The 21,963-nt window shown below is 51.6% G+C and carries 20 protein-coding genes and 1 pseudogene; 20 read left to right on the forward strand and 1 reads right to left on the reverse strand.

All coding sequences use genetic code 11. The features are described from left to right. The first annotated feature begins 12 nt into the window (after nt 1–12). From EDM60_RS21965 to EDM60_RS21985, 5 genes are all read left to right on the forward strand, one after another. Nucleotides 13–1,386 (forward strand): dihydrolipoamide acetyltransferase family protein, encoded by a 1,374-nt coding sequence (locus EDM60_RS21965; protein WP_122965868.1) that lies wholly within the window; start codon nt 13–15, stop codon nt 1,384–1,386. A gap of 249 nt (nt 1,387–1,635) precedes the next feature. Continuing rightward, nucleotides 1,636–3,768, forward strand: a complete 2,133-nt coding sequence (locus EDM60_RS21970; RefSeq protein ID WP_122965869.1) for a copper amine oxidase N-terminal domain-containing protein — start codon at nt 1,636–1,638, stop codon at nt 3,766–3,768. A 346-nt stretch (nt 3,769–4,114) separates the two neighbouring features. Next, nucleotides 4,115–4,552 (forward strand): methylmalonyl-CoA epimerase, encoded by a 438-nt coding sequence (gene mce / locus EDM60_RS21975; protein WP_122965897.1) that lies wholly within the window; start codon nt 4,115–4,117, stop codon nt 4,550–4,552. Nucleotides 4,553–4,659: 107 nt separating this feature from the next. After that, nucleotides 4,660–5,781, forward strand: a complete 1,122-nt coding sequence (locus EDM60_RS21980; protein WP_122965870.1) for a M20/M25/M40 family metallo-hydrolase — start codon at nt 4,660–4,662, stop codon at nt 5,779–5,781. A gap of 118 nt (nt 5,782–5,899) precedes the next feature. Continuing rightward, the gene (locus EDM60_RS21985) at nt 5,900–7,108 is read left to right on the forward strand and encodes a DUF3866 family protein (protein WP_122965871.1); all 1,209 of its coding nucleotides are present in this window, start codon (nt 5,900–5,902) and stop codon (nt 7,106–7,108) included. A 7-nt stretch (nt 7,109–7,115) separates the two neighbouring features. On the opposite strand, the pseudogene EDM60_RS29620 reads toward EDM60_RS21985, so the two are convergent. Then, nucleotides 7,116–7,163 (reverse strand): annotated as a pseudogene (locus EDM60_RS29620) (hypothetical protein); the annotation flags it as partial. A gap of 102 nt (nt 7,164–7,265) precedes the next feature. Between EDM60_RS29620 and EDM60_RS21995 the strand changes: the two are divergent. From EDM60_RS21995 to EDM60_RS22065, 15 genes are all read left to right on the forward strand, one after another. Beyond that, a complete protein-coding gene (locus EDM60_RS21995; RefSeq protein ID WP_122965898.1) occupies nt 7,266–7,829 on the forward strand; it encodes an NUDIX domain-containing protein in 564 nt (187 codons plus the stop codon). Next, entirely contained in the window at nt 7,829–8,998 is a 1,170-nt protein-coding gene (locus EDM60_RS22000; RefSeq protein ID WP_122965873.1) for an endonuclease Q family protein, read from the forward strand. Before EDM60_RS21995 ends, EDM60_RS22000 begins: the two co-directional genes overlap by 1 nt. Nucleotides 8,999–9,064: 66 nt before the next feature. Beyond that, complete coding sequence (gene spoIIM / locus EDM60_RS22005; RefSeq protein ID WP_122965874.1) at nt 9,065–9,691, forward strand: stage II sporulation protein M; 627 nt, start codon at nt 9,065–9,067, stop codon at nt 9,689–9,691. A 94-nt stretch (nt 9,692–9,785) separates the two neighbouring features. Further along, nucleotides 9,786–10,250, forward strand: a complete 465-nt coding sequence (gene fur, locus EDM60_RS22010; protein WP_063226868.1) for a ferric iron uptake transcriptional regulator — start codon at nt 9,786–9,788, stop codon at nt 10,248–10,250. Nucleotides 10,251–10,366: 116 nt separating this feature from the next. Continuing rightward, entirely contained in the window at nt 10,367–11,497 is a 1,131-nt protein-coding gene (gene ald, locus EDM60_RS22015) for an alanine dehydrogenase (RefSeq protein ID WP_122965875.1), read from the forward strand. Between the two features lie 58 nt (nt 11,498–11,555). After that, nucleotides 11,556–11,795, forward strand: a complete 240-nt coding sequence (locus EDM60_RS22020) for a YqzK family protein (RefSeq protein ID WP_122965876.1) — start codon at nt 11,556–11,558, stop codon at nt 11,793–11,795. Between the two features lie 91 nt (nt 11,796–11,886). After that, on the forward strand, nt 11,887–12,774 hold the full coding sequence (gene xerD / locus EDM60_RS22025) for a site-specific tyrosine recombinase XerD (protein WP_122965899.1): 888 nt from the start codon (nt 11,887–11,889) through the stop codon (nt 12,772–12,774). Nucleotides 12,775–12,898: 124 nt separating this feature from the next. Next, complete coding sequence (gene deoB / locus EDM60_RS22030) at nt 12,899–14,071, forward strand: phosphopentomutase (RefSeq protein ID WP_122965877.1); 1,173 nt, start codon at nt 12,899–12,901, stop codon at nt 14,069–14,071. Between the two features lie 59 nt (nt 14,072–14,130). Further along, complete coding sequence (locus EDM60_RS22035; RefSeq protein ID WP_122965878.1) at nt 14,131–14,940, forward strand: purine-nucleoside phosphorylase; 810 nt, start codon at nt 14,131–14,133, stop codon at nt 14,938–14,940. A gap of 24 nt (nt 14,941–14,964) precedes the next feature. Continuing rightward, entirely contained in the window at nt 14,965–16,272 is a 1,308-nt protein-coding gene (locus EDM60_RS22040; RefSeq protein ID WP_122965879.1) for a pyrimidine-nucleoside phosphorylase, read from the forward strand. Nucleotides 16,273–16,601: 329 nt separating this feature from the next. Next, nucleotides 16,602–17,072: an Lrp/AsnC family transcriptional regulator gene (locus tag EDM60_RS22045; RefSeq protein WP_063226874.1), complete on the forward strand. Its 471-nt coding sequence runs from the start codon at nt 16,602–16,604 to the stop codon at nt 17,070–17,072. A 112-nt stretch (nt 17,073–17,184) separates the two neighbouring features. Continuing rightward, nucleotides 17,185–18,840, forward strand: coding sequence for a peptide ABC transporter substrate-binding protein (locus tag EDM60_RS22050; RefSeq protein ID WP_122965900.1), 1,656 nt, complete (start codon nt 17,185–17,187; stop codon nt 18,838–18,840). 245 nt (nt 18,841–19,085) lie between these two features. Further along, complete coding sequence (locus EDM60_RS22055; RefSeq protein WP_063226875.1) at nt 19,086–20,018, forward strand: ABC transporter permease; 933 nt, start codon at nt 19,086–19,088, stop codon at nt 20,016–20,018. A gap of 7 nt (nt 20,019–20,025) precedes the next feature. Further along, a complete protein-coding gene (locus EDM60_RS22060) occupies nt 20,026–20,943 on the forward strand; it encodes an ABC transporter permease (protein ID WP_122965880.1) in 918 nt (305 codons plus the stop codon). 14 nt (nt 20,944–20,957) lie between these two features. Then, the gene (locus tag EDM60_RS22065) at nt 20,958–21,953 is read left to right on the forward strand and encodes an ABC transporter ATP-binding protein (protein WP_063226877.1); all 996 of its coding nucleotides are present in this window, start codon (nt 20,958–20,960) and stop codon (nt 21,951–21,953) included. Nucleotides 21,954–21,963 lie beyond the last annotated feature (10 nt).

The following is a 21,963-nucleotide window of genomic DNA, read 5'->3' on the forward strand; positions in this document are numbered from 1 at the left end:
GGACCACAGGTCATGGCAACGAAAGTACTTATGCCCCAACTGGGTGAGAGTGTAACCGAGGGGACTATCAGCAAATGGCTGGTCAATGTTGGCGATACCGTCAAAAAATACGATTCATTGGCTGAAGTGACGACGGACAAAGTGAATGCGGAAGTTCCTTCTACCGTATCCGGTCGGGTAACGGAGATCGTGGTTGCGGAAGGAGAAACTGTAGCAGTCGGAACGTTGATTCTATATATCGAAGAAAGTGGCGGAGGATCGGCGGAGCAAGCGAGTCCGGCAGCTGAGGCGGCTGCCCCAGCTACACCAGCCGTGGCAGCCAGCCAACCGAGCGCAGCGCCTGCGGTGGCAGCGATCTCGGTGCCATCTGCTTCTGCCGCTGCTCCACAGGCAGCTGGAAACGAAGGGCCTAAGCAACGTTATTCTCCTGCTGTGATGAGGCTTTCCCAGCAGCATGGCATTGATTTGTCTCGCGTCGCAGGTACGGGTGCGGGAGGGCGCATTACGCGCAAGGACGTGCAAGCAATTATTGATGCAGGTGGTCAAAAACCTGCTGAACCAGTAGTGGAAGCTGTTGCCCAAGCGCCAGTGGCGGCAACGCCTGCGCCTGCTGCGACAACCCCTGCACCACAAGCGACCGCTGCTCCAGCTGCGACACCAGCAGCTTCAATCGACATCCCGGTTGCCAGCGGCGATCAAGTCGTTCCGGTGACGCCTATCCGCCGCACGATCGCCAGCCGCATGGTGCAGAGCAAGCACGAAGCTCCGCATGCCTGGACGATGATCGAGGTGGACGTAACCAATCTGGTCAACTTCCGCAACCAGGCCAAATCCGAGTTCGCCAAAAAGGAAGGGCTCAATCTGACTTTCTTGCCGTTCTTTATCAAGGCGGTCGTGGAAGCGCTGAAAGAATTTCCGATGATCAATTCCACCTGGGCGAATGACAAGATCATCGTGAAAAAAGACATCAACATCTCGATCGCCGTTGCGACAGAAGATGCCCTGTATGTGCCTGTCATCAAGGATGCCGATCAAAAATCGATCCTCGGCATCGCCAAGTCGGTGGACGATCTGGCTGCGCGCACGCGTGCTGGCAAGCTGACGATGGACGACATGACTGGCGGTACGTTTACCGTGAACAATACCGGATCTTTCGGCTCTGTTCTGTCCCAGCCGATCATCAATGCACCGCAGGCAGCGATTCTCAGCGTGGAATCCATCGTAAAACGCCCGGTTGTCATCAATGACATGATCGCGGTACGTTCGATGGTAAACTTGTGCATGTCTTTGGATCACCGCGTGCTCGACGGGCTCATTTGCGGACGTTTCCTGCAAAGCGTGAAGCAAAAGCTGGAGAGCATCGGACCGGATACCAAGCTGTACTGATTTTGCCGAAGTACGGGTTATGCCCTGCAACCAGGTCGAAGCAGACCTGGTTTTTTGCTTGATAAAAATTTTTGAGCAATTTCTTTGTTGGCTGTAACTTTTTCGCGGGCGACATCGTCTTAGCAATAGTAGCCAAGGAGTCTCGAATCTTCCATAGAAGAGATTCCCTCCAGATATCATTTATGGTAGACTGGTAGCGACCTGCTAGAGAGTAATTTCCAGATTATAGGTAAATGTGGGAGGAAAAACATGGAGAAAAGTAAAAAAGCACTACCATTAGTGCTGGCATCAGCGCTGGCCGCTACACCTTTTGTTGCTGTACCGCAAGAGGCGCATGCCGTAAGCAAGGTGTCTGTCACGGCAAAAGATGACGGGGTAGATGAAGATAGCAAGTACACGATTAAATTTACGATGAAGGACGACCTGGAAAAAGGCGACTCCATCACAATCGAATTTGACTCTGATTTCAAAATCAGCAAAAACATCGATGAAAGTGATATCGATGCCGATTTCGATATAAAAACGGTAAAAGTCAGCAGCAATGAAATCAAGATCACTGTAAACGAGAGCGTTGACGCAGGAAAAATTACCATCGACATCACTTCGGGCATCACCAATCCGAAGAGCAAAGGCACGTACGATGTCACCGTAGGTACAAGCAATGACGACGATGAAGATACGGGCGAGATCGAGATCAAAAAGAGCGGCAGTTCCAGCTCCAGCAGCGGTTCCAGCAACGACTATGCAGTGTCGCTCGGTTCCAAGGGAGCTGGCGACGAAACCAGCATCAAGCTGGGAAAAATCTCGCTCAAAGGCAGCGACGAGCTGGAATCGAACGAATACATCACTGTAGTTTTCCCGGACAAAAACATGCTGCCGTCCAGCATTGATTCGAGCGATGTCAAAGTCAACGGAACGACTGCCAAGTCTGTCAGCGTGAGTAAAGGCGAAGTGGAAATTAAAGTTCCAAGCTCCGTTGACGGAGATGACTACATGACCATCGAGTTCAGCAAATCGGCTGGTATTGAAAATCCGAGCAGTGCTGACAAATATACATTCAAAGTGAAGTACGACGGAGTTACATACGAGTCCGAAAAATTCGAGATCACCAAATCCGGTTCCAGCACCAGCACGGCTACCAGTGCTTTCTCCGTCAATTTGTCTGATCCAGCAGCTGGCGCGCGCACCAGCTACACTTTTGATGCGGACTTCGGCAACAAACAGCTCCGAGCGGACGAAGACCTCATTTTGGAATTTCCTTCTTCCGACATGGTGCCAGGCATCTTGAGCGCATCCGAATTTACGTTGAACGGAAAAACAGCGAAGCGTGTAAGCGCTGCGGGCAACAAAGTATACGTAACAGCTCCTTCCAACTTCTCTTCGACCAGCGAAGTGAAAGTCGTTGTTGCTGTGGGAGCATGGATCACCAATCCGAAATCGGCGGGTAGCTACACGCTCAAAGCAACGGTTGCAGGCCGCACTTTGGAATCCAAATCGTTTTCTGTTAGCGGATCTTCGGTAAATCCAACGCCAAATCCGACTCCAACGCCGACTCCAGTGCCGAACACCACAGTGAACAACAGCACTGCGACGATCGGTCTGACTTCCACAGCGGTTGGAAAAGCGACAGGCGTCAATGTGGCAATCAAAACATTGGGTGTAGGGCTTGTGAAGCAACGCGATTTCGTTGAGCTTGTATTCCCGGCAGGTTACAAAGTTCCGGCTTACATCGCTCCGGCGAACGTGTCTGTGAACGGCGTGGCAGCCAACTATGTTGCTGTGCGCGGCCAAAACGTGCTGATTTACCCATCCCAGGACATCCCTGCTGCCACTGCGGCGAACATCAGCATCAATGCAGCGGCGAATATCGTAAATCCAGCGGTGAAAAGCACTTACAGCATCAGCGTGTTTACCTCTGAAGAAAAAGGTCTGCTGTTTGCACGGGCGGTAGGTGTAGGTATGCCTGCTCCAGCTCAACCTGCTCAGCCAGCACAACCTTCTGTAGCTGTGCCTGCAAATGCGGCTCTGTTCAAAGTAGGTACTGCGAACTTCACCGTAAACGGAAAAGCGTATCCGCTGCAAGTAGCGCCTACGATTGTGAATGGCAACACGACAATGGTGCCTGCGCAATTTTTCAAAGAAGCGCTGTCCTTGACTACACAATGGAACAACAAAGACGTCGCGGTAATCAGCGGCACAAAAGTGTTGAAGTTTACTGTTGGCTCCAATAAAGCGAAGCTGGGCGCTCAAGAAATTACGCTCCCTGCGCCAGTTGTTTTGAACAATGGCATGCCGATGGTTCCAATCCGTACGGTAACCGATAACCTCGGTTATAAAGTAGGCTGGGATGCGAAAACATCCAGCGTGTTTGTCTACAAATAATAAACAGGCAACAAAACGAGAAACCCCCTGCACAGCTTGACAAAGGCTGCAGCAGGGGGTTTTTGCTTGCAAGACAGTTGAGTCTCGCCGCTTACAGATAGTAAAAGAACGTTGGGATGATCAGGGAGAGAATCAACAACCCGATGAGGATTTTTGCGAACAGGGATTGAAATTTCATAACAGAAAAAACCTCCTTTCAGATCGGAAAATGCCCAAATAAAAGGAAAAGATCAGGTAATTTCGACCCTGGCTATGCTAGAATAAAAAAAGTACGATCGAATGACCTCAACAGGATTGTACCGAAATGTCGCTTTCGAGACAACCATTTGAAAAAAGGATGATGGCTGTGAGCACCCCAAACAAAATTGCCCATATCGGGATCGCGGTAAAGAGTCTGGAGAAGACGCTTCCTTTTTACACGGAGCAGCTGGGCTTGCGATTGGTAGGATCAGAAGTGGTAGAAAGCGAGCAGGTCAAGGTAGCGTTTCTGGCAATCGGAGAAAGCCGAATTGAGCTTTTGGAGCCGCTTGGCGAAGACAGCCCGATTGCCAAGTTCATCGAGAAGCGGGGAGAAGGAATCCACCACATCGCACTGGATGTAGACGACGTCACAACCCGTTTGCAGCAGTTGAAGGAACAGGGAGTGCCGCTCATTCACGAGACACCCAAAGCAGGTGCGCATGACGCCCTGATCGGGTTTTTGCATCCAAAAGCGGCTGGCGGAGTGCTATACGAGCTGTGCCAATACCCGAAAAACGAAAATTCGCATGTGGACGAGCAATGAGTGAAAAAGAATCACGAGTGATTTCGTAGTAGAAAAAAATTTTTTGCGGTATACTGGAACTTGTGAATATGTACCAAAATCGGGCAAGTAATCGGGAGGTAACGAGTGTGAGTGTGATCAACGAAGAGCGTTTGCTAAACGAGTTTCTGGAGCTTGTGCAAATTGACAGCGAAACGAAAAACGAAGCAGCCGTAAACAAAGTGCTGAAAGAAAAGCTGATCGAGATGGGCTTTACCGTCCAAGAAGACGATGCGGCAGCGAAAACAGGACACGGCGCCAACAACCTGATTGCTACCTTGGAAGGCACAGGAAACGGCCCGGTTATTTTGTTCAGCAGCCATATGGACACGGTAGTGCCAGGAAACGGGATCAAACCGCAAATCCGCGATGGCTATGTATACTCCGATGGCACGACCATTCTGGGAGCGGACGACAAAGCCGGCATTGCTGCGATTTTTGAAGGCATTCGCACGCTGAAGGAACAAAACCTGCCGCATCCAACGATCCAGGTTGTTCTGACAGTCGGGGAAGAATCCGGCCTGGTAGGTTCCCGCGCTTTGGATTCCAGCCTGCTGAAAGCGGAGATGGGCTTCATTCTCGACTCCGAAGGTCCGGTTGGCAAAATCACCGTTGCAGGTGCTGGGCAGTACAGAATCATCACCAAAATCCACGGCAAGGCGGCTCACGCTGGCGTGAATCCAGAGGATGGAATCAGTGCGATTACTGTTGCCAGCAAGGCGATTTCCCGCATGCCTCTGGGGCGCATCGATGCGGACACGACTGCGAACATCGGTCGTTTTGAAGGTGGCCGGGCGTACAACATCGTTACGGACTATGTGGAAATCTGGTCGGAAGCGCGCAGCCTGGTCATGGACAAGCTGGAAGCGCAAGTGAAGAAAATGACGACGGCATTCGAGGAAGCGGCTGCCGAGATGGGCGCTACGTGCGAGAACGAAGTCATTTTCATGTACCATGGCTACAAATTCGATGAATCTACCCCAGTTGTGAACAAAGCGATTGGAGCGGTGAAGCGTATTGACCGCAATCCGGAGCTGGTTGCAAGTGGCGGAGGCAGCGACGGCAACGTATTCAACGGATACAACATTCCGAGCGTGAACTTTGCGATCGGTTATGAAGAAATCCATACGAAAAGCGAGCGCATGCCAATCTCCGAGCTGAACAAAGCGGCAGAACTGGTGCTGGCGATCATCGCAGAAGTACAAGAGTAAACGACAGGTGGCGGAATCCTTCAGAGGGTTCCGCTTTTTTGCTTCTTTTCGGGTTGGATGATTGGGACAATCGTGGTCTGTCATACACTGTAGGAAGGAGCGGACGAGGGGGAAGAGCATGCTGCATTTGGCAACGGGTACGGTCATTCGCGTGTTGGAGCGGCAAACAGGCATGCAAGTGCTGGAGGTAAAGCTGAGCAGGCAAGAAGCGGGAAGCCTGCAAACGCAAAAGGCGATTTCTTTTGCCCGGGAGGAATACTCCCCAGGAGACAATCTTTTGCTCAACACGACAGCGCTTCAGCTGCAGTTGGGGACAGGCGGATTTCATCTGGTCGTGGGCAAAAGCGCCGGGGAAGTCGATTGTGATGTGGCTCCGAGCGAATGGGGGCATATTATGAAAATGCGTTATTCCCCGTGGCAATTGGCAGTGGATGCCGTGGAAGAACAGGCAAGCCCTTTTCATGAGCTGTTTTTGCAGGCAGACTTGACGCTGGAAGGTACGCCTGTGTTGATCGGAGAGCTGCACAGCTTGTTGCCGCCAGCTGTTCTTGCCTTAAAAGAGAAGCATCCGCAGTTGCGGATCGTCTATGTGATGCCTGACGCTGCTTCGCTGCCGATTGCTTTCAGCCAGCACGTCCGGCAGTTGTCGCGAGCAGGCCATTTGACAGCGACAGTCACGACTGGACACGCTTGGGGAGGAAATCGCGAGGCGGTGACGATTCACAGCGGTTTGCTGGCCGCACGCCATGTGGAAAAGGTGGATGTCATCCTGTGCATGCTTGGACCTGGCGTCGCAGGTACGGGTACGGCGTACGGATTTTCCGGCGTTCAACTGGCGGAAGTCATTCACGCCGTGTCGGCTCTTGGCGGGACCCCTTTTTTTATCCCGCGCATCAGCTTTGCTGACCAGCGCAGCAGGCATTACGGAATCAGCCATCATACGACTGCAATTTTGGGGCGGTTTGCCCTGGCGCCGACAATCGTGACGTTGCCTGTTCTCGGAGACGAGCGCGATTGTCTCATCGAGCAGCAGGCGCAGGCGATTGCCAACAGTTCCGCGAAACACGTTCTGGTCAGAGGCAAGGCTCCTGCAAGCGAGCGTTTGAAGGCGTTGGAGCAAAGGCACGGCTTGTCCTTTTCTACGATGGGCAGAAGCTGGGAAGTGGACTGCGTGCCGTTTCAAACCGCTGTTTTGGCGGCAGATATGGTGGGAAAAAGCATGCAAAGCGGCAAGCTCGCTGCTAACGGCGAGCCGCGTTTGCCCGTTTCGTCAGGTACTCTTGAAGCGTTAGGTCTTTACTTGACCAGGAACGAAGAGCAGCCTTGATTTCCCAAGCTTTCCCGACCATTCGCAATTGCTTTTCGCTGACATAGGTTTTCATCCACAATCTCCTCCGATACAATAGGGTGGACAAGCTTCATGCTCCCAACTTATGGAGAGACAAGTGGATTTAGAACGCCAAGCTGAAAAAAGGATGATGAATGTGAGCAAGCAAGATCATTTGTACGAAAAAACGATTGCCAGCCAATCGATTTACGAAGGGCGAATCATTAAACTGAAAGTGGATGACGTGCTTTTGCCTAACGGAAATACGGCGAAGCGCGAGATTGTCAATCATCCGGGGGCTGTTGCGGTTCTCGCCTTGACGGACGATAACAAGCTCGTAGCTGTACGCCAATTCCGCAAGCCGCTGGAGCAAACGATCGTGGAAATCCCGGCGGGTAAGCTGGAAGCGGGCGAGGAGCCGTTGACTTGCGCCATGCGCGAACTGGAAGAAGAGACAGGCTATGTGGCGAGCCATTACGAGCCGCTCAGTGCTTTTTACACGTCCCCGGGATTTGCCGATGAGCTTTTGCATGTGTTTGTCGCTACAGGGCTGACAAAGGGCGAGAGCAAGCCGGACGAGGACGAATTTGTGGACACCCTCGAATTGACGCTGGAGGAGGCTCGCGAATTGCATAAAAACGGGGAGATTCGCGATGCCAAAACGGTCGTAGCCTTGTTTGCCTGGGAGAACAAATTGCTGAGAGAGCAGTTGAAGGGCTGATGCACAACTACTTTTGCGACATGCACATCCATATTGGCGGCACGTGGACGGGCAAGCCGGTGAAAATAACGGCTTCACGGCAGATGACGCTGACCAAAATATTGGAGGAAGCTTCGGAAAAAAAGGGCATGGACGTCATCGGGATCATTGATTCGCACTCGCCCGAGGTGCAGGACGAGCTGCTGTCCCTTCTGGAAGCAGGTGTAGCGGCGGAGCACGAGCACGGAGGGATTTTGTACAAGGGAACGATGCTCATCTTGGGCTGCGAACTGGAAATCAAGGAGCCGGGCCGGGGAGAAGCGCATTTTCTTGTCTACTTGCCGACGCTTTGCGCCATGCAGGAATGGACACGCTGGCTCTCGCAGCGCTGCAAAAATGTCCAGTTAAGCTCGCAGCGTGTGTCGGCGCGTTTGCGCGAGCTTCAGGAATGGGTGGAGCACCTTGGCGGCCTGTTGATTCCTGCCCACATTTTTACGCCGCACAAGGGGCTGTACGGCAGTTGTACCGATCATTTGGCTGACGTACTGGACCCAACCTTGGTACATGCTGTGGAGCTTGGGCTGAGTGCCAATACGGACATGGCGGATCGGTTGTCTGAGTTGCACACCAAAACGTTTCTCACCAATTCGGATGCGCATTCGCTCGGGAAAATTGGCAGGGAGTATCAGAGCATCCGCATGGCTGAGCGTTCTTTTGCCGAATGGGAAAAGGCGATTCGCCGCCAGGACGGCAGAGCTGTTGCGGTCAACTACGGTTTGCATCCGCAACTGGGCAAATATCATCAGACGGCTTGCCAAGGCTGCCAGTCGCTCCTGTCGGCCGATGCTGCGGGGAGATGCCCGGAGTGCGGTCACAAGCGGATTGTGCGGGGTGTGGCAGCCCGCATTGATGAGTTGGCCGATCGAGAGGCGGGAGCGCACCCTGCGTTTCGTCCTCCTTATATCGAGCAGTTTCCGCTGGAGTTTATCCCCGGAATCGGGCCGAAACTGCTTGAGAAGCTGTACCAAGCCTTCGGGACGCAAATGAATGTGGTGCATAGAGCCACGGAGGACGAGTTGGCAAAGGTCGTCGGAGAAAAAATCGCCAAGCTCATTGTCGCGGGCAGGGACGGATCATTGAACGTGCAAAAAGGCGGTGCGGGAACTTACGGAAAGGTGATTTTGTCATAGCGGTCATAGTCGCCACCCCCGGCGCATAAGCTGTACAGTAATCAGCGAAGCGGGAGGGGACGAACCGTGCGTTCACGAGTCGGACAAACTATCCAATCCTATATGAGAGAACATCAGTCGCTCTATTGGTTTACGATCGTCCTGTTTACCATGGGGATCATCTTCGGTGCTGTGCTCGTCAACTCGCTGCCGCTCTCGCAAAAGCAGGAGTTGTACGGATTTCTCCAATATTTTTTTAACAGCCTGAGCACAAGCGGCATCCCGGAAACGAGCGCCCATTTTCAGCAGTCGTTCGGGCATTATTCGAAGACAGTTGCGATCATGTGGGTATTGGGCTTGTCCATCATCGGCCTGCCAATGATTTTGTTGATGCTGTTTCTCAAAGGAGTCGTCATCGGATTTACTGTCGGCTTTTTGGTCAGCCAGTTGCAGTGGAAAGGAGTAACGTTCGCCATGCTGGGCGTTCTCCCGCAAAACTTGCTCGTCGTCCCGGCCTTGTTCATTGTAGGCGTAAGCGGAATTTCTTTTTCCATGCGGCTGATTCAAACCCGGTTGTTAAGCAAGCGAGACGGGATCATGCCACATTTTATGGGCTACACCGTCCTTGTCATATCGATGCTCGGCGTGCTGACGCTGGCTGCTTTGTTCGAGACTTTTGTTTCACCGAGGCTGATGCAGCTCGTAATTAATTAAGAATTATTATCAGGTAATAACTTATGCATTTGACTTATTCGACGCCCCTCTACTATAATAGGAACAGGTTTCATGCGAGCGGGGAGGGGCATTAATGTTGGAAGAAAAATTAGAGAAGATCAAGCAACAGTTGCATTCACAGAACTACAAGCTGACACCACAGCGTGAAGCCACTGTTCGCGTCTTGCTGGAAAACGAAGAAGATCACTTGAGCGCGGAAGATGTTTATTTGCTGGTGAAGGATAAAGCTCCGGAAATCGGGCTTGCTACTGTATACAGGACACTTGAGCTTTTGAGCGACTTGAAAATCCTTCATAAAATGAACTTTGGCGATGGGGTAGCGAGATACGACTTGCGCGATGACAACGCAGCTTACCACCACCATCACCTGATCTGCCTCAATTGCGGAACCGTGGACGAAATTTTTGAAGACTTGCTTGTCAGTGCAGAAGAAAAGGTCAAGAATGTTTATAACTTTGCTATTACCGACCACCGACTTACCTTTTACGGCGTTTGCAGCCGCTGCATCGATAAAGTGAACGTAGAGGACTTCAAATAAGCCAACTTCTCTGGGAACGGAGAAGTTTTTTCTTTTTCCGGGAGAGCTTTTGTAATGGCCTGCGTTTTCCTGTGGCATCCTAAAACAGTACATGGAGACAGGAGGCGAGATGGCTTTTGATTATTGGTGTGCCAAAAGAAATCAAAAACAATGAAAATCGCGTCGGACTGACGCCTGCTGGTGCAAGTTCCTACAAGCAAGCGGGACATCGCGTGCTGGTGGAGACGCAAGCAGGTGTCGGTTCCGGCTTTACCGATGAAGACTACGCAGCAGCCGGGGCCGAAATTCAGCCGTCTGCTGAGGAAGTATGGAAAAAGGCGGACATGATTTGCAAGGTGAAAGAGCCGTTGCCAGACGAGTACGCTTATTTTCGGGAAAATCAAATCTTGTTTACGTATCTGCACCTTGCCCCTGAACGGGAATTGACCGAACAGCTGCGGGCGAAAAAGGTGGTGGCGGTTGCGTACGAGACGATTCAAACCGACAGCGGTGCCCTGCCTTTGCTCATGCCGATGAGCGAAGTGGCGGGGAGAATGTCTGTGCAGATCGGAGCGCAGTTTCTGGAGAAGCCGCACGGTGGCAAAGGCGTTCTTCTGGGAGGAGTGCCTGGCGTACTGCCCGGCCATGTCGTCATCGTCGGCGGTGGCATCGTCGGAACGAATGCGGCGCGGATGGCAATCGGGCTGGGAGCGAACGTTACGCTGCTCGATATTAATGCGAATCGGCTGCGCGAGCTGGATGAGATGTTTGGCGGCAGACTGCATACGCTGATGTCCAACTCGTACAATATTGCCGAAGCGGTAAGGCGCGCAGACTTGCTGATCGGCGCGGTACTCATTCCCGGCGCCCGCGCTCCGCGGCTGGTCACAGAGGAAATGGTCAAGTCCATGACGCCTGGCTCTGTCATTGTCGATGTGGCGATTGACCAGGGAGGCTCCATCGAGACGGTAGACCGGATTTCTACGCACAGTGATCCTACGTATGTCAGACACGGCGTTGTCCACTACTCGGTCGCGAATATGCCGGGAGCTGTGCCGCGCACCTCGACGATTGCGCTGTCCAACGTCACGCTGCCGTACGGGCTGTTGCTGGCAAACAAAGGGTACCGGGCGGCGATTGCCCAACACCGTGCTTTGGCGAGAGGCGTCAACGTGCTGAACGGCCATATCGTTTACGAAGCCGTTGCCCGTTCCTTGTCCTTGCCGTACACCCCTCTGGATGATGTGTTGCAGGACTTGCCGCTGTAGGGCAGAATGGGCGAGGTGGCAGATGCATACATATGGAGAGAGCAGGGAGGTGGACAAAATGGGGGTCCCGTATCGCCGGATTATGGAGGCGCTTCGCTTTTTGCTGTTATTCGTGACATGCTCATTGCTCTCGTACGGTATCGTCACCTTGTTGGCGGATAAACTTTTGCCCGCTGATCCTTATCATGAGCCGCACGGCAATGCCGTCAAGGTCGTAAAAATCATCAACTCCCCACAGACACAAGATTGGGACGGTTATCTCGCCCGTTTGCAGCTGTTTTATTTGACGGGAGAGTAATTGCACATTTTTTTGTGTACGGGCAGCAGGAGATTTTTACTTGGTGTGGAAAGCAATACTGGATACTTATCACCTTGAAGGGGACAGCTTCATGGACAGTCTGATTGATCAATTTATCCACTTCCTTTCTGTGGAAAAAGGGTTAGCGCGCAATACCCTGGAATCGTATCAGCGCGATATGGTGGCCTACACCTCGTATCTGAACGAGCAGGGCGTAACCCGTATCGAGGAATCGGCGCGGACACATATCATTGGCTATTTGCTCGTCTTGCGGGAAAAAGGACGGGCAACGGCAACGCTGTCGCGCAACATGGCATCGATCCGTGCTTTTTACCAGTTTCTCGTTCGGGACAAACTCATTGACAAAGACCCTTCGATCCATCTGGAGACGCCCAAAATCGAGAAGCGCTTGCCAAAAGTGCTCTCGGTTGACGAAGTGGAGCGCCTTTTGGACAGTCCTCCTGTCAATCATCCTGCCGGACTGCGGGATAAAGCCATGCTTGAGCTGTTGTATGCGACAGGCATTCGCGTTTCCGAGCTGGTCAATCTGGATAAAGCGGACGTCAATCTGGACATGGGCTTTGTCAAATGTATGGGAAAAGGGTCCAAGGAACGGATTATTCCGCTTGGCTCTGTTGCGATTCAAATGGTCCGCCACTACTTGCAGGCCGGACGTCCCAAATTGGTGAAGGGAAGCGGCGACTCCGCGCTGTTCCTCAATCATTTGGGCAAACAGATCACACGCCAAGGATTTTGGAAAATCATCAAGCGCTATGCCTTGAAAGCCAACATCCGGGCAGAGATTACGCCACATACATTGCGCCATTCCTTTGCGACGCACCTGCTGGAAAACGGAGCAGACCTGCGTTCGGTGCAGGAGATGCTCGGGCACGCGGATATTTCCACGACGCAAATATACACGCATGTGACCCGAACGAGAATCAAGGACATTTATGCCAAAACGCATCCAAGAGCGTAAGGCGGATGCGGCAAACAGATGACTCCGCCCGAGTCTGAGGCGGAGCAAACTTATCTCCATCAGGTCAGACGTCTGACGACCTGTTTTGGAACACTATTCCTTTTTTGAACTGGAGGCGTTAACATTGCGGTATTCTCGCGTATTTTTAATCGTTATGGATAGCGTAGGGATTGGCGAACAGCCGGATGCTCCGAAATTCCGGGACGAGGGAGCGCATACGCTTGGTCACATTGCGGAGCGCGTCGCCGGCTTTTCCTTGCCGAACCTGCAAAAGCTCGGTCTCGGCAACATTGCGCCGCTAAAAGGAGTGCCTGCGGCAGAAGCTCCTGCGGCTCACTACGGAAAAATGCAGGAAATCTCCATGGGAAAAGATACGACGACAGGCCATTGGGAGATCATGGGCCTGCATGTGTCTACGCCGTTCAATACGTACCCGGACGGTTTTCCCGCTGAACTGATCACAGAATTTGAGCAGCGCATCGGACGCAAAGTGCTGGGCAACAAAGTAGCTTCCGGCACAGATATTCTCGACGAACTTGGCGAAGAGCACATGAAGACAGGTGCTGTCATTGTGTACACTTCCGCTGATAGCGTTTTCCAGGTGGCGGCTCATGAAGAAGTTGTGCCATTGGACGAGCTGTACCGCATTTGCCAAATTGCGCGTGAGCTGACTTTGCGCGATGAATTTGCCGTTACCCGCGTGATTGCCAGACCGTTTGTCGGCGAGCCGGGCAACTTCGCGCGTACCTCCAACCGTCACGACTATTCCGTAAAACCATTCGAAGCGACTGTCATGAACCGTTTGCAGGATGCCGGGCTGACTTCGATTGCGATTGGAAAAATCAGCGACATTTACGCCGAGGAAGGAATCACCCAATCGATCCGCACCAAAGACAACATGGACGGCGTCGACCAATTGCTCGGTACGATGAAGCAGTCTTTTACAGGTCTGTCCTTTGTGAATCTCGTGGACTTTGACGCGAAGTTCGGTCATCGCCGTGATCCGGAAGGGTACGGTCAGGCGTTGATGGAGTTCGATGCGCGCATCCCGGAGATTTTGGCTGCGATGCAAGAAAACGATTTGCTCGTCATTACGGCAGACCACGGCAACGATCCGGTGCACCACGGAACCGACCATACGCGCGAATACGTTCCGCTGATCGTCTATCACAAAGGAATTGCGAACGGCGAGAACCTCGGCATTCGCGAAACATTCGCTGACCTGGGCGCGACGATTGCAGACAATTTTGGCGTAGCTGCTCCGGCAATCGGAAAAAGCTTCCTGAATCGTGTATAAAGGTTAAGTAATTATAAACATTTATATAGAAGAAACAAAATAAAGAGGAGTGTTCAAACATGGCAAACTTGCATGAAGCAGTAGCGTTTATCGAACCAAAACTTTCGGAAAAACCGACAATCGGTCTCGTACTGGGATCGGGTCTTGGCGTTTTGGCGGACGAAATCGAAAATCCGGTCGTCATTCCTTACCATGAAATTCCTGGCTTCACTGTTTCCACTGTAGTGGGACACAAAGGACAGCTCGTGATCGGGAAGCTGCAAGGCAAGCAAGTCGTAGCGATGCAAGGACGTTTTCACTTCTATGAAGGCCACGGACTGGACGCAGTTGTGTTCCCGATCCGCGTGATGAAGCTTCTCGGCGTGGAAACGATTATCGTAACCAACGCAGCGGGCGGCATTAACGAAGGCTACGATCCAGGCGATCTGATGCTGATTTCTGACCACCTCAACATGACTTTCCGCAACCCGTTGATCGGGCCAAACGACGACGAGCTGGGCGCGCGTTTCCCGGACATGTCCGAAGCGTACTCCAAAGAACTGCGCCAATTGGCTCGCCAAGTTGCGTCCGAACAAGGCATCAACCTGCGCGAAGGCGTATACGTAGGTCTGCTTGGTCCTAGCTACGAAACTCCGGCAGAGATCCGCATGCTGCGTCAATTGGGCGGGGATGCCGTGGGCATGTCCACCGTTCCAGAGGTGATTGTGGCGCGTCATATGAAAGTAAACGTGCTGGGCATTTCTTGCATCAGCAACATGGCAGCGGGCATTCTCGAACAGCCGCTTTCCCACGATGAAGTAATGGAGACAACCGAAAAGGTTAAAGCGCAGTTCCTGGCGCTGGTCAACGGGATTGTAGCGAAGCTGTAAGACACAGAAACGGAGGGACCACCTATGCGCATGGTCGATATCATCATCAAAAAGCGGGATGGCGGCGAGCTGACGACTGAGGAAATTCAGTTTCTCGTGGACGGATATACAGACGGAAGCATCCCTGACTATCAGATGTCCGCATGGGCAATGGCTGTATTGCTCAAGGGCATGACTGCGCGCGAGACAGGCGACTTGACACTTGCCATGGCGGGATCGGGCGAACAGCTCGACCTGTCCTCGCTTTCAGGAATCAAGGTAGACAAGCACAGCACAGGCGGAGTAGGCGACAAGACCACACTTGTCGTCGCGCCTCTGGTGGCGGCAGCAGGGATTCCTGTGGCCAAAATGTCCGGACGCGGCTTGGGCTATTCAGGCGGAACGATCGACAAGCTGGAGTCCTTCAGCGGCTTTCAGGTAGAGCGCACGCGCGAGCAGTTTTTGCAGCAGGTGCGCGATATTGGCGTGTCCGTCATCGGGCAGTCCGGCAACCTGACTCCGGCAGACAAAAAGCTGTACGCCTTGCGCGATGTGACGGGCACAGTAGACACCGTTCCCCTGATCGCCAGCTCCATCATGTCCAAAAAGATCGCAGCGGGTGCTGATGCGATCCTGCTCGACGTGAAGGTAGGCAAGGGAGCCTTCATGAAAAACCTGGAGGAAGCCGAGACATTGGCGAAAGCGATGGTAGCGATCGGCACCCAGGTAGGACGCAAAACAGTGGCGGTCATCAGCGACATGAACCAGCCGCTGGGCTTTGCCGTGGGGAATGCGCTGGAAGTGAAGGAAGCAGTAGAAACATTGGCTGGCAGAGGTCCAAAAGACTTGACTGAACTGGTGCTTTCGATCGGCTCCCGCATGCTCCTATTGGGCGGACTCGTTGCAACCGTCGAAGAAGGACGTGCGAAGCTTGAGGACTTGATGGCGACTGGCAAGGCTGTCGACAAGCTGGCTGAAATGGTGGAAGCGCAAGGCGGCGACAAGCAGGACGTGTATGACCTGTCCCGTTTGCCGCAAGCGAAGATCATCCATGAGGTTGTCGCGTCCGAGGACGGCTATGTCGAGGCGATTGACGCCGAAGCGGTAGGCCATGCCTCTGTCGTGCTTGGCGCAGGCCGTTTGACCAAGGAAATGCCGATTGATCTGGCAGTGGGCTTCGTCCTGCACAAAAAGCGCGGGGATCAGGTGCGTGCCGGAGAGGTTCTTGTTACCGTTCATGCAAATGACGAGAAACTTTTGCAAAGCGCCCTGGAAGAATTGGGCAATGCCTTCGCGATTTCGACAAAAATCCCGCCTGAGCAGCCGCTGATTTATAAAATCATCGAAGCGTAAAGCAAGCGGATGTTTGAAAGATCAACAAAGAAAGGAGTGTGCCTCAAGCGGGGTACGCACTCCTTTCTTGCTTAAAAATACAGTTTTTCGAGAAAATATAGTTGATTAAATTGTCATTTTCCTTTTCAATATGTAAGAGGAAGTGCTTGTTTGATAATATAAAAAATTTTTTACTGTTCGGCTTCACTTTATAATGTTTTATAATTCTACTTGTCAAATTTCGTTGACACCGCTATCATTTCAGATTACTTTTAATGTAACAGACAAATTATTAAAGTTTTTTTCGAATTTCGTAAAAATAGGATGGAGGTTCCCGGAAAAACGTATTTATGAAAAAGCTGGACCATGTTGACAAGCAGATTCTGCAAATCCTCCAGGAAGACGGACGAATCCCGTATACAGAAATCGCGCATCAACTTGGCGTGAGCGAGGGAACCATTCGATCGCGCATTACCCGTCTGTTACAAGATGGAGTCTTTCAATTCGTTATTCACCCCGACCCGGCGAAGCTTGGCTTGAAAGTACAAGCGATCATCGGGTTAACCACAAAGCTAGGTTTACAGAAAAGTGTGGCAGAAGAATTGAGCAAATTCTCTGCCGTCCGGTTTGTGGGTGCCTTTAGCGGTAAGCACGACTTGATCATCCAAGCGTGTTTCCATAGCAATGACGAGCTGATCACTTTCGTTAACGAACGACTCTCTCAAATTGAAGGAATTGCCGCTGCCGATGTTTCACTGGAGCTGAAGCAGTACAAAGATTCTTTCTCTTTCGTTCCGGATGACGAAGTGACCCTGCAATGAAAGGGGTTGATGCCTTCTAGCCGAAGTCAGGAAGCTTCGGAACATGTTCGTTTTTTTCGTCCTTTATTTTCTGAAAAAAGACAAAAAAGAAAACGTACGGGGGGTTATTGCGTTGAAAAAGAATGTGTTTGCACTTGTAAGCTCGATTGCGGTATTGGGTACGGCATTGGCAGGTTGCGGTGGCGGCCAACAGGCTTCGACTCCAGCTCAACCAGCGAACAATACGACTACCCAGCAGCCTGCGGCAACACCAGAGGCAGAGAAAAAACCACAAGTTCTGAAATTGAACCTGCACTCTGAGCCACCTACGGCTGACCCTGGTCTCTCCGAGGACACAACTTCCGCAGCAATTATCCGCGCTACCTTTGACGGTCTCACCCGCATCGGTCAAGACGGAAAGCCGCAAATGGCTGCTGCTGAAAAAGTGGAAGTTTCCGAGGACATGCTGACTTACAAGTTTACCATTCGCGATGCAAAATGGAGCAATGGAGAGCCTGTAACAGCGAGAGACTTCGAATACGCCTGGAAGCGGGCGCTGGATCCGGCAACCGGAGCCAACTACGCATATCAGCTCTACTATGTAAAGAACGGTGAAAAAGCGAACAAAAAAGAAGCAAAGCTTGACGATGTTGGTGTGAAGGCACTGGATGACAAGACGCTGGAAGTAAAACTTGAAAATCCAACTCCATTCTTCCTGGAGCTGACTGCATTCCCAACCTACTTCCCGGTTAACGAAAAAGTGATTTCTGCCAATGCGAAGTGGGCTGGCGAAGCGAAAACACATGTGGGCAACGGCCCGTTCAAAATGGAATCCTGGGAGCACAAGAGCAAGCTGGTGCTCGTGAAAAACGACAACTATTGGGACAAGGATACCGTAAAGCTTGATCGCATCGAGTTCTCCATGGTAGAAGACGAGAACACAGAATTGTCCATGTTCGAAAACGGCGAGTTGGATTGGGCTGGTGCACCGATGAGTGCGCTGCCGACAGACGCGATTCCGGCCTTGAAAGAGCAGGGTAAAATCACTACCCAGCCAATCGCGGGCACGTACTGGTACAAATTCAACGTAGAAAAGCCTCCGTTCGATAATGTGAAGATTCGGAAAGCATTCGCTTACGCGGTTAATCGCCAAGCCCTGATTGACAATATTCTGCAAACGGGACAAATCCCGGCTACAGGCGCAGTACCGCCATCCATGGTTCTCAATCCGAATGGCTACTTCAAGGACAACGATCTGGAGACAGCGAAAAAGCTCTTGGAAGAGGGCCTGAAAGAAAAAGGTCTGACCAAGCTGCCGCCGATCACCCTGTCGTACAACACCTCTGAAGGCCACAAGAAGATTGCCGAAGCGATCCAAGACCAATGGAAGAAAAACCTTGGCGTGGACGTGAAGCTGGAGAACAAAGAGTGGAAAGTATACTTGGAAGACATGCATGCGGGTAACTTCCAAGTGGGCCGCATGGGCTGGCTGGGTGACTTCAACGACCCAATCAACTTCCTGGAGCTGTACAAGGACAAAATGGGTGGAAACAACGATACTCGTTGGGAAAATCCGAAGTTCAAGGAACTCCTGAACCAATCCGCTCTGGAGGCTGATCCGGAGAAGCGTAAGAAAATTCTCGCAGATGCTGAGCAAATCCTGATGGATGAAATGCCAATCATGCCAATTTACTTCTATACCAACTCTTGGGTGGCAAAAGAAAACGTCAAAGGCATCGTCATTGGCGGTCTGGGTGACGTTGACTGGAAATGGGCGACTGTAGAGTAACCTAACTGAAGGATCGGGTATTGCGGCAGAGGGTATATGGAAACCCATATACCTTCTGCTATGCAGTCCCTTCCCATAAATACCAGCTGGCAAAAAAGTCAGCGAAGAAAAAATAGAGAGAGAAGCTTCAACGCAAGAGATCATTTGGGTTATTTACACAGCCGATTTTTGCACTGTGTCGGTAACGTCCGCAGTGTAAAGATGGGACGTGAAAGCATTCAAAATCTGTCAAGGGGGTAAGTTAGTTGATCCGTTATCTTGGTAAGCGCATCATCTTCATGCTCATCTCGCTCTTCCTGATTGTAACGGCCACCTTCTTCATTATGAAAGCGGTACCGGGTGGACCATTTACATCAGAGAAAAACGTTCCGGATGAGATCAAAGCAGCTCTTGAGGCTAAATACAAACTCAATTTGCCAATGCATGAGCAATATCTCGAATATTTGAAGGGTGTCGTTACTTGGGATCTTGGCCCATCGTTCACAGAAAAATCTTCTACTGTAAACGAAATGATCAATCGTGGTTTCCCTGTATCTGCTCACTTGGGCGCACAAGCACTGCTTCTTGCAATCTTCGGGGGTATCATCCTTGGGGTAATTGCCGCACTGAAGCATAACAAGTGGCAAGACTACTCCGCCATGGTGATAGCGGTTTTGGGGCTATCCGTTCCAGGATTCATCTTGGCATCATTTTATCAGTATTTCTTCGCGATTCAATGGGGCCTTCTGCCTATCGCAAAATGGGAAGGTTTCGAGTACACGATTTTGCCATCTCTCGCACTCGCCGCGTCGCCAATGGCCTTTATCGCCCGCTTGACGCGTTCCAATATGATTGAAGTTCTTGGACAAGACTACATCAAAACGGCAAAAGCGAAAGGTCTTCACACTTTCACTATCACAGTGAAGCACGCTATTCGTAACGCCTTGCTGCCTGTTATTACTTACCTCGGTCCACTGATTGCCAACATCTTGACTGGTGCATTCGTTATCGAGCGTATCTTTGGTGTTCCTGGTCTGGGTCGTGAGTTCGTACTGTCTATCACTAACCGTGACTACACGGTTATCATGGGGACAACGGTCTTCTACTCCATCATCCTCGTTGTGATGATTCTGATCGTAGACATGGCGTATACCTTGGTAGACCCACGAATTAAACTGGCAGACGCAGGAAAGGAGTAATGTGAACATGCAGCAATTGACTAAAGAGCATTTTCAACCGGTTTCAGTCGATCTTCGTCAAGCTGAAGCGATCAAGCGTCCTAGCCTTTCTTTCTGGGCGGATGTATGGCGTCGCTTGAAAATGAATAAAGTTGCTATGGCTTCCCTGATTTTTATCGTTGCACTGATGGTATGTGCAATCGTCATCCCGATGGTGTCTTCCAATGACTATTTCACTACAGACCTGGCGGGCAAAAACAAAAAGCCGTCTGCTGAACACTGGTTTGGTACCGATGACCTCGGTCGCGACATGTTTGTCCGTATCTGGTATGGTGCTCGTATTTCCTTGGAGGTTGGTCTTGCTGCTGCCTTCATCGACTTGATCATTGGTGTAATCTGGGGCGGTATCGCTGGTTTCTACGGCGGAAAAGTAGATGAATTGATGATGCGTTTCGCTGATATTTTGTTCGCTATTCCTTACTTGCTCGTTGTTATTTTGCTGATGGTCGTCTTATCCCCGGGGGTCGGAACGATTATTATCGCCTTGACGATAACGGGGTGGATTGGGATGGCCCGGATTGTGCGCGGGCAGATTTTGCAGCTCAAATCACAGGAGTTCGTCCTGGCAGCTCGCTCCCTTGGTGCTGACAGCGGTCGCCTGATCTTCAAACACTTGATTCCAAACGCTTTGGGTCCAATCATCGTTACACTGAGCTTGACTGTACCTTCTGCGATTTTCGCAGAGTCCTTCCTGTCCTTTATCGGTCTGGGGGTAGCGGCGCCGGTTGCGTCGTGGGGAACCATGTCCTCTGAAGGCTTGCCTGCCATGAAGTATTATCCGTGGCGTCTGATGTTCCCGGCCATTTTCATCTCCGTGACCATCTTGGCATTCAACTTGTTTGGTGACGGTCTGCGCGATGCAGTAGACCCACGCCTGCGTAAATAGGAGGGATCATCGTTATGGAACGCATTCTCGAAGTAAAAGACCTGCATGTTTCCTTCCATACGTATGCAGGTGAAGTGAAAGCAGTACGAGGCGTTAATTTTCACGTAAATCGCGGGGAAGCAGTAGCGATTGTAGGGGAGTCCGGTTGCGGTAAATCCGTAACCGCTCAAACCCTCATGAAGCTGATCCCGATGCCGCCAGGCGATATTAAAAAAGGCGAAATCCTCTTCAATGGAGAGAATATCGTCAAAAAGTCCAATAAAGAAATGGAATCCATCCGCGGGAAAGATATCGGGATGATCTTCCAAGACCCGATGACATCGTTGAACCCAACGATGACCATCGGGAACCAAATCACAGAAGGTTTGATCAAGCACCAAAACATGAGCCGCGCAGCTGCTCGTGATCGTGCGATTGAACTGTTGACCATGGTTGGCATTCCGCAACCGGAAAAACGTGTGGAGCAATATCCACACGAGTTTTCCGGCGGTATGCGCCAACGGGCGATGATCGCTATTTCCCTCGCCTGTTCGCCCAAGCTGTTGATAGCAGATGAGCCGACAACAGCTTTGGATGTAACTATTCAGGCTCAGATTTTGGATTTGATGAAAGATCTCCAAAAGAAAACGGGTACCTCCATTATCCTCATTACACATGACTTGGGTGTCGTTGCCGAGATGTGTGACCGCGTTATCGTTATGTATGCGGGGAAAGTGATTGAAACCGGAACGGTAGATGACATTTTCTACAATCCGCAACACCCGTATACAAAAGGTCTGCTGCGCTCTGTACCGCGCCTGGACTTGAACCGCGACGAGCCGCTGACGCCGATTTTCGGAACTCCACCGGATCTTCTGCGTCCGCCAGTGGGCTGTGGTTTTACCGCTCGCTGCGAATCGGCTATGCGTGTTTGCCAGGAGATCGATCCTGAGTTGAACGAAATCAGCACGACCCAACGAGCAGCTTGCTGGTTGCAGCATCCGCTCGCTCAGAACCACGCAGGATCGTAGGAGGAGGGTA

Source organism: Brevibacillus parabrevis (assembly GCF_003710905.1).
Lineage (GTDB): Bacteria > Bacillota > Bacilli > Brevibacillales > Brevibacillaceae > Brevibacillus > Brevibacillus parabrevis.

Excerpts from the sequence above, each read along its gene's own strand:
- EDM60_RS21965 (WP_122965868.1), top strand. The coding sequence starts at position 13 with ATGGCAACGAAAGTACTTATGCCCCAACTGGGTGAGAGTGTAACCGAG.
- EDM60_RS21970 (WP_122965869.1), top strand. The coding sequence starts at position 1,636 with ATGGAGAAAAGTAAAAAAGCACTACCATTAGTGCTGGCATCAGCGCTG.
- EDM60_RS21985 (WP_122965871.1), top strand. The coding sequence starts at position 5,900 with ATGCTGCATTTGGCAACGGGTACGGTCATTCGCGTGTTGGAGCGGCAA.
- EDM60_RS22000 (WP_122965873.1), top strand. The coding sequence starts at position 7,829 with ATGCACAACTACTTTTGCGACATGCACATCCATATTGGCGGCACGTGG.
- fur (WP_063226868.1), top strand. The coding sequence starts at position 9,786 with ATGTTGGAAGAAAAATTAGAGAAGATCAAGCAACAGTTGCATTCACAG.
- EDM60_RS22020 (WP_122965876.1), top strand. The coding sequence starts at position 11,556 with ATGGGGGTCCCGTATCGCCGGATTATGGAGGCGCTTCGCTTTTTGCTG.
- xerD (WP_122965899.1), top strand. The coding sequence starts at position 11,887 with ATGGACAGTCTGATTGATCAATTTATCCACTTCCTTTCTGTGGAAAAA.
- EDM60_RS22035 (WP_122965878.1), top strand. The coding sequence starts at position 14,131 with ATGGCAAACTTGCATGAAGCAGTAGCGTTTATCGAACCAAAACTTTCG.
- EDM60_RS22040 (WP_122965879.1), top strand. The coding sequence starts at position 14,965 with ATGCGCATGGTCGATATCATCATCAAAAAGCGGGATGGCGGCGAGCTG.
- EDM60_RS22045 (WP_063226874.1), top strand. The coding sequence starts at position 16,602 with ATGAAAAAGCTGGACCATGTTGACAAGCAGATTCTGCAAATCCTCCAG.
- EDM60_RS22060 (WP_122965880.1), top strand. The coding sequence starts at position 20,026 with ATGCAGCAATTGACTAAAGAGCATTTTCAACCGGTTTCAGTCGATCTT.
- EDM60_RS22065 (WP_063226877.1), top strand. The coding sequence starts at position 20,958 with ATGGAACGCATTCTCGAAGTAAAAGACCTGCATGTTTCCTTCCATACG.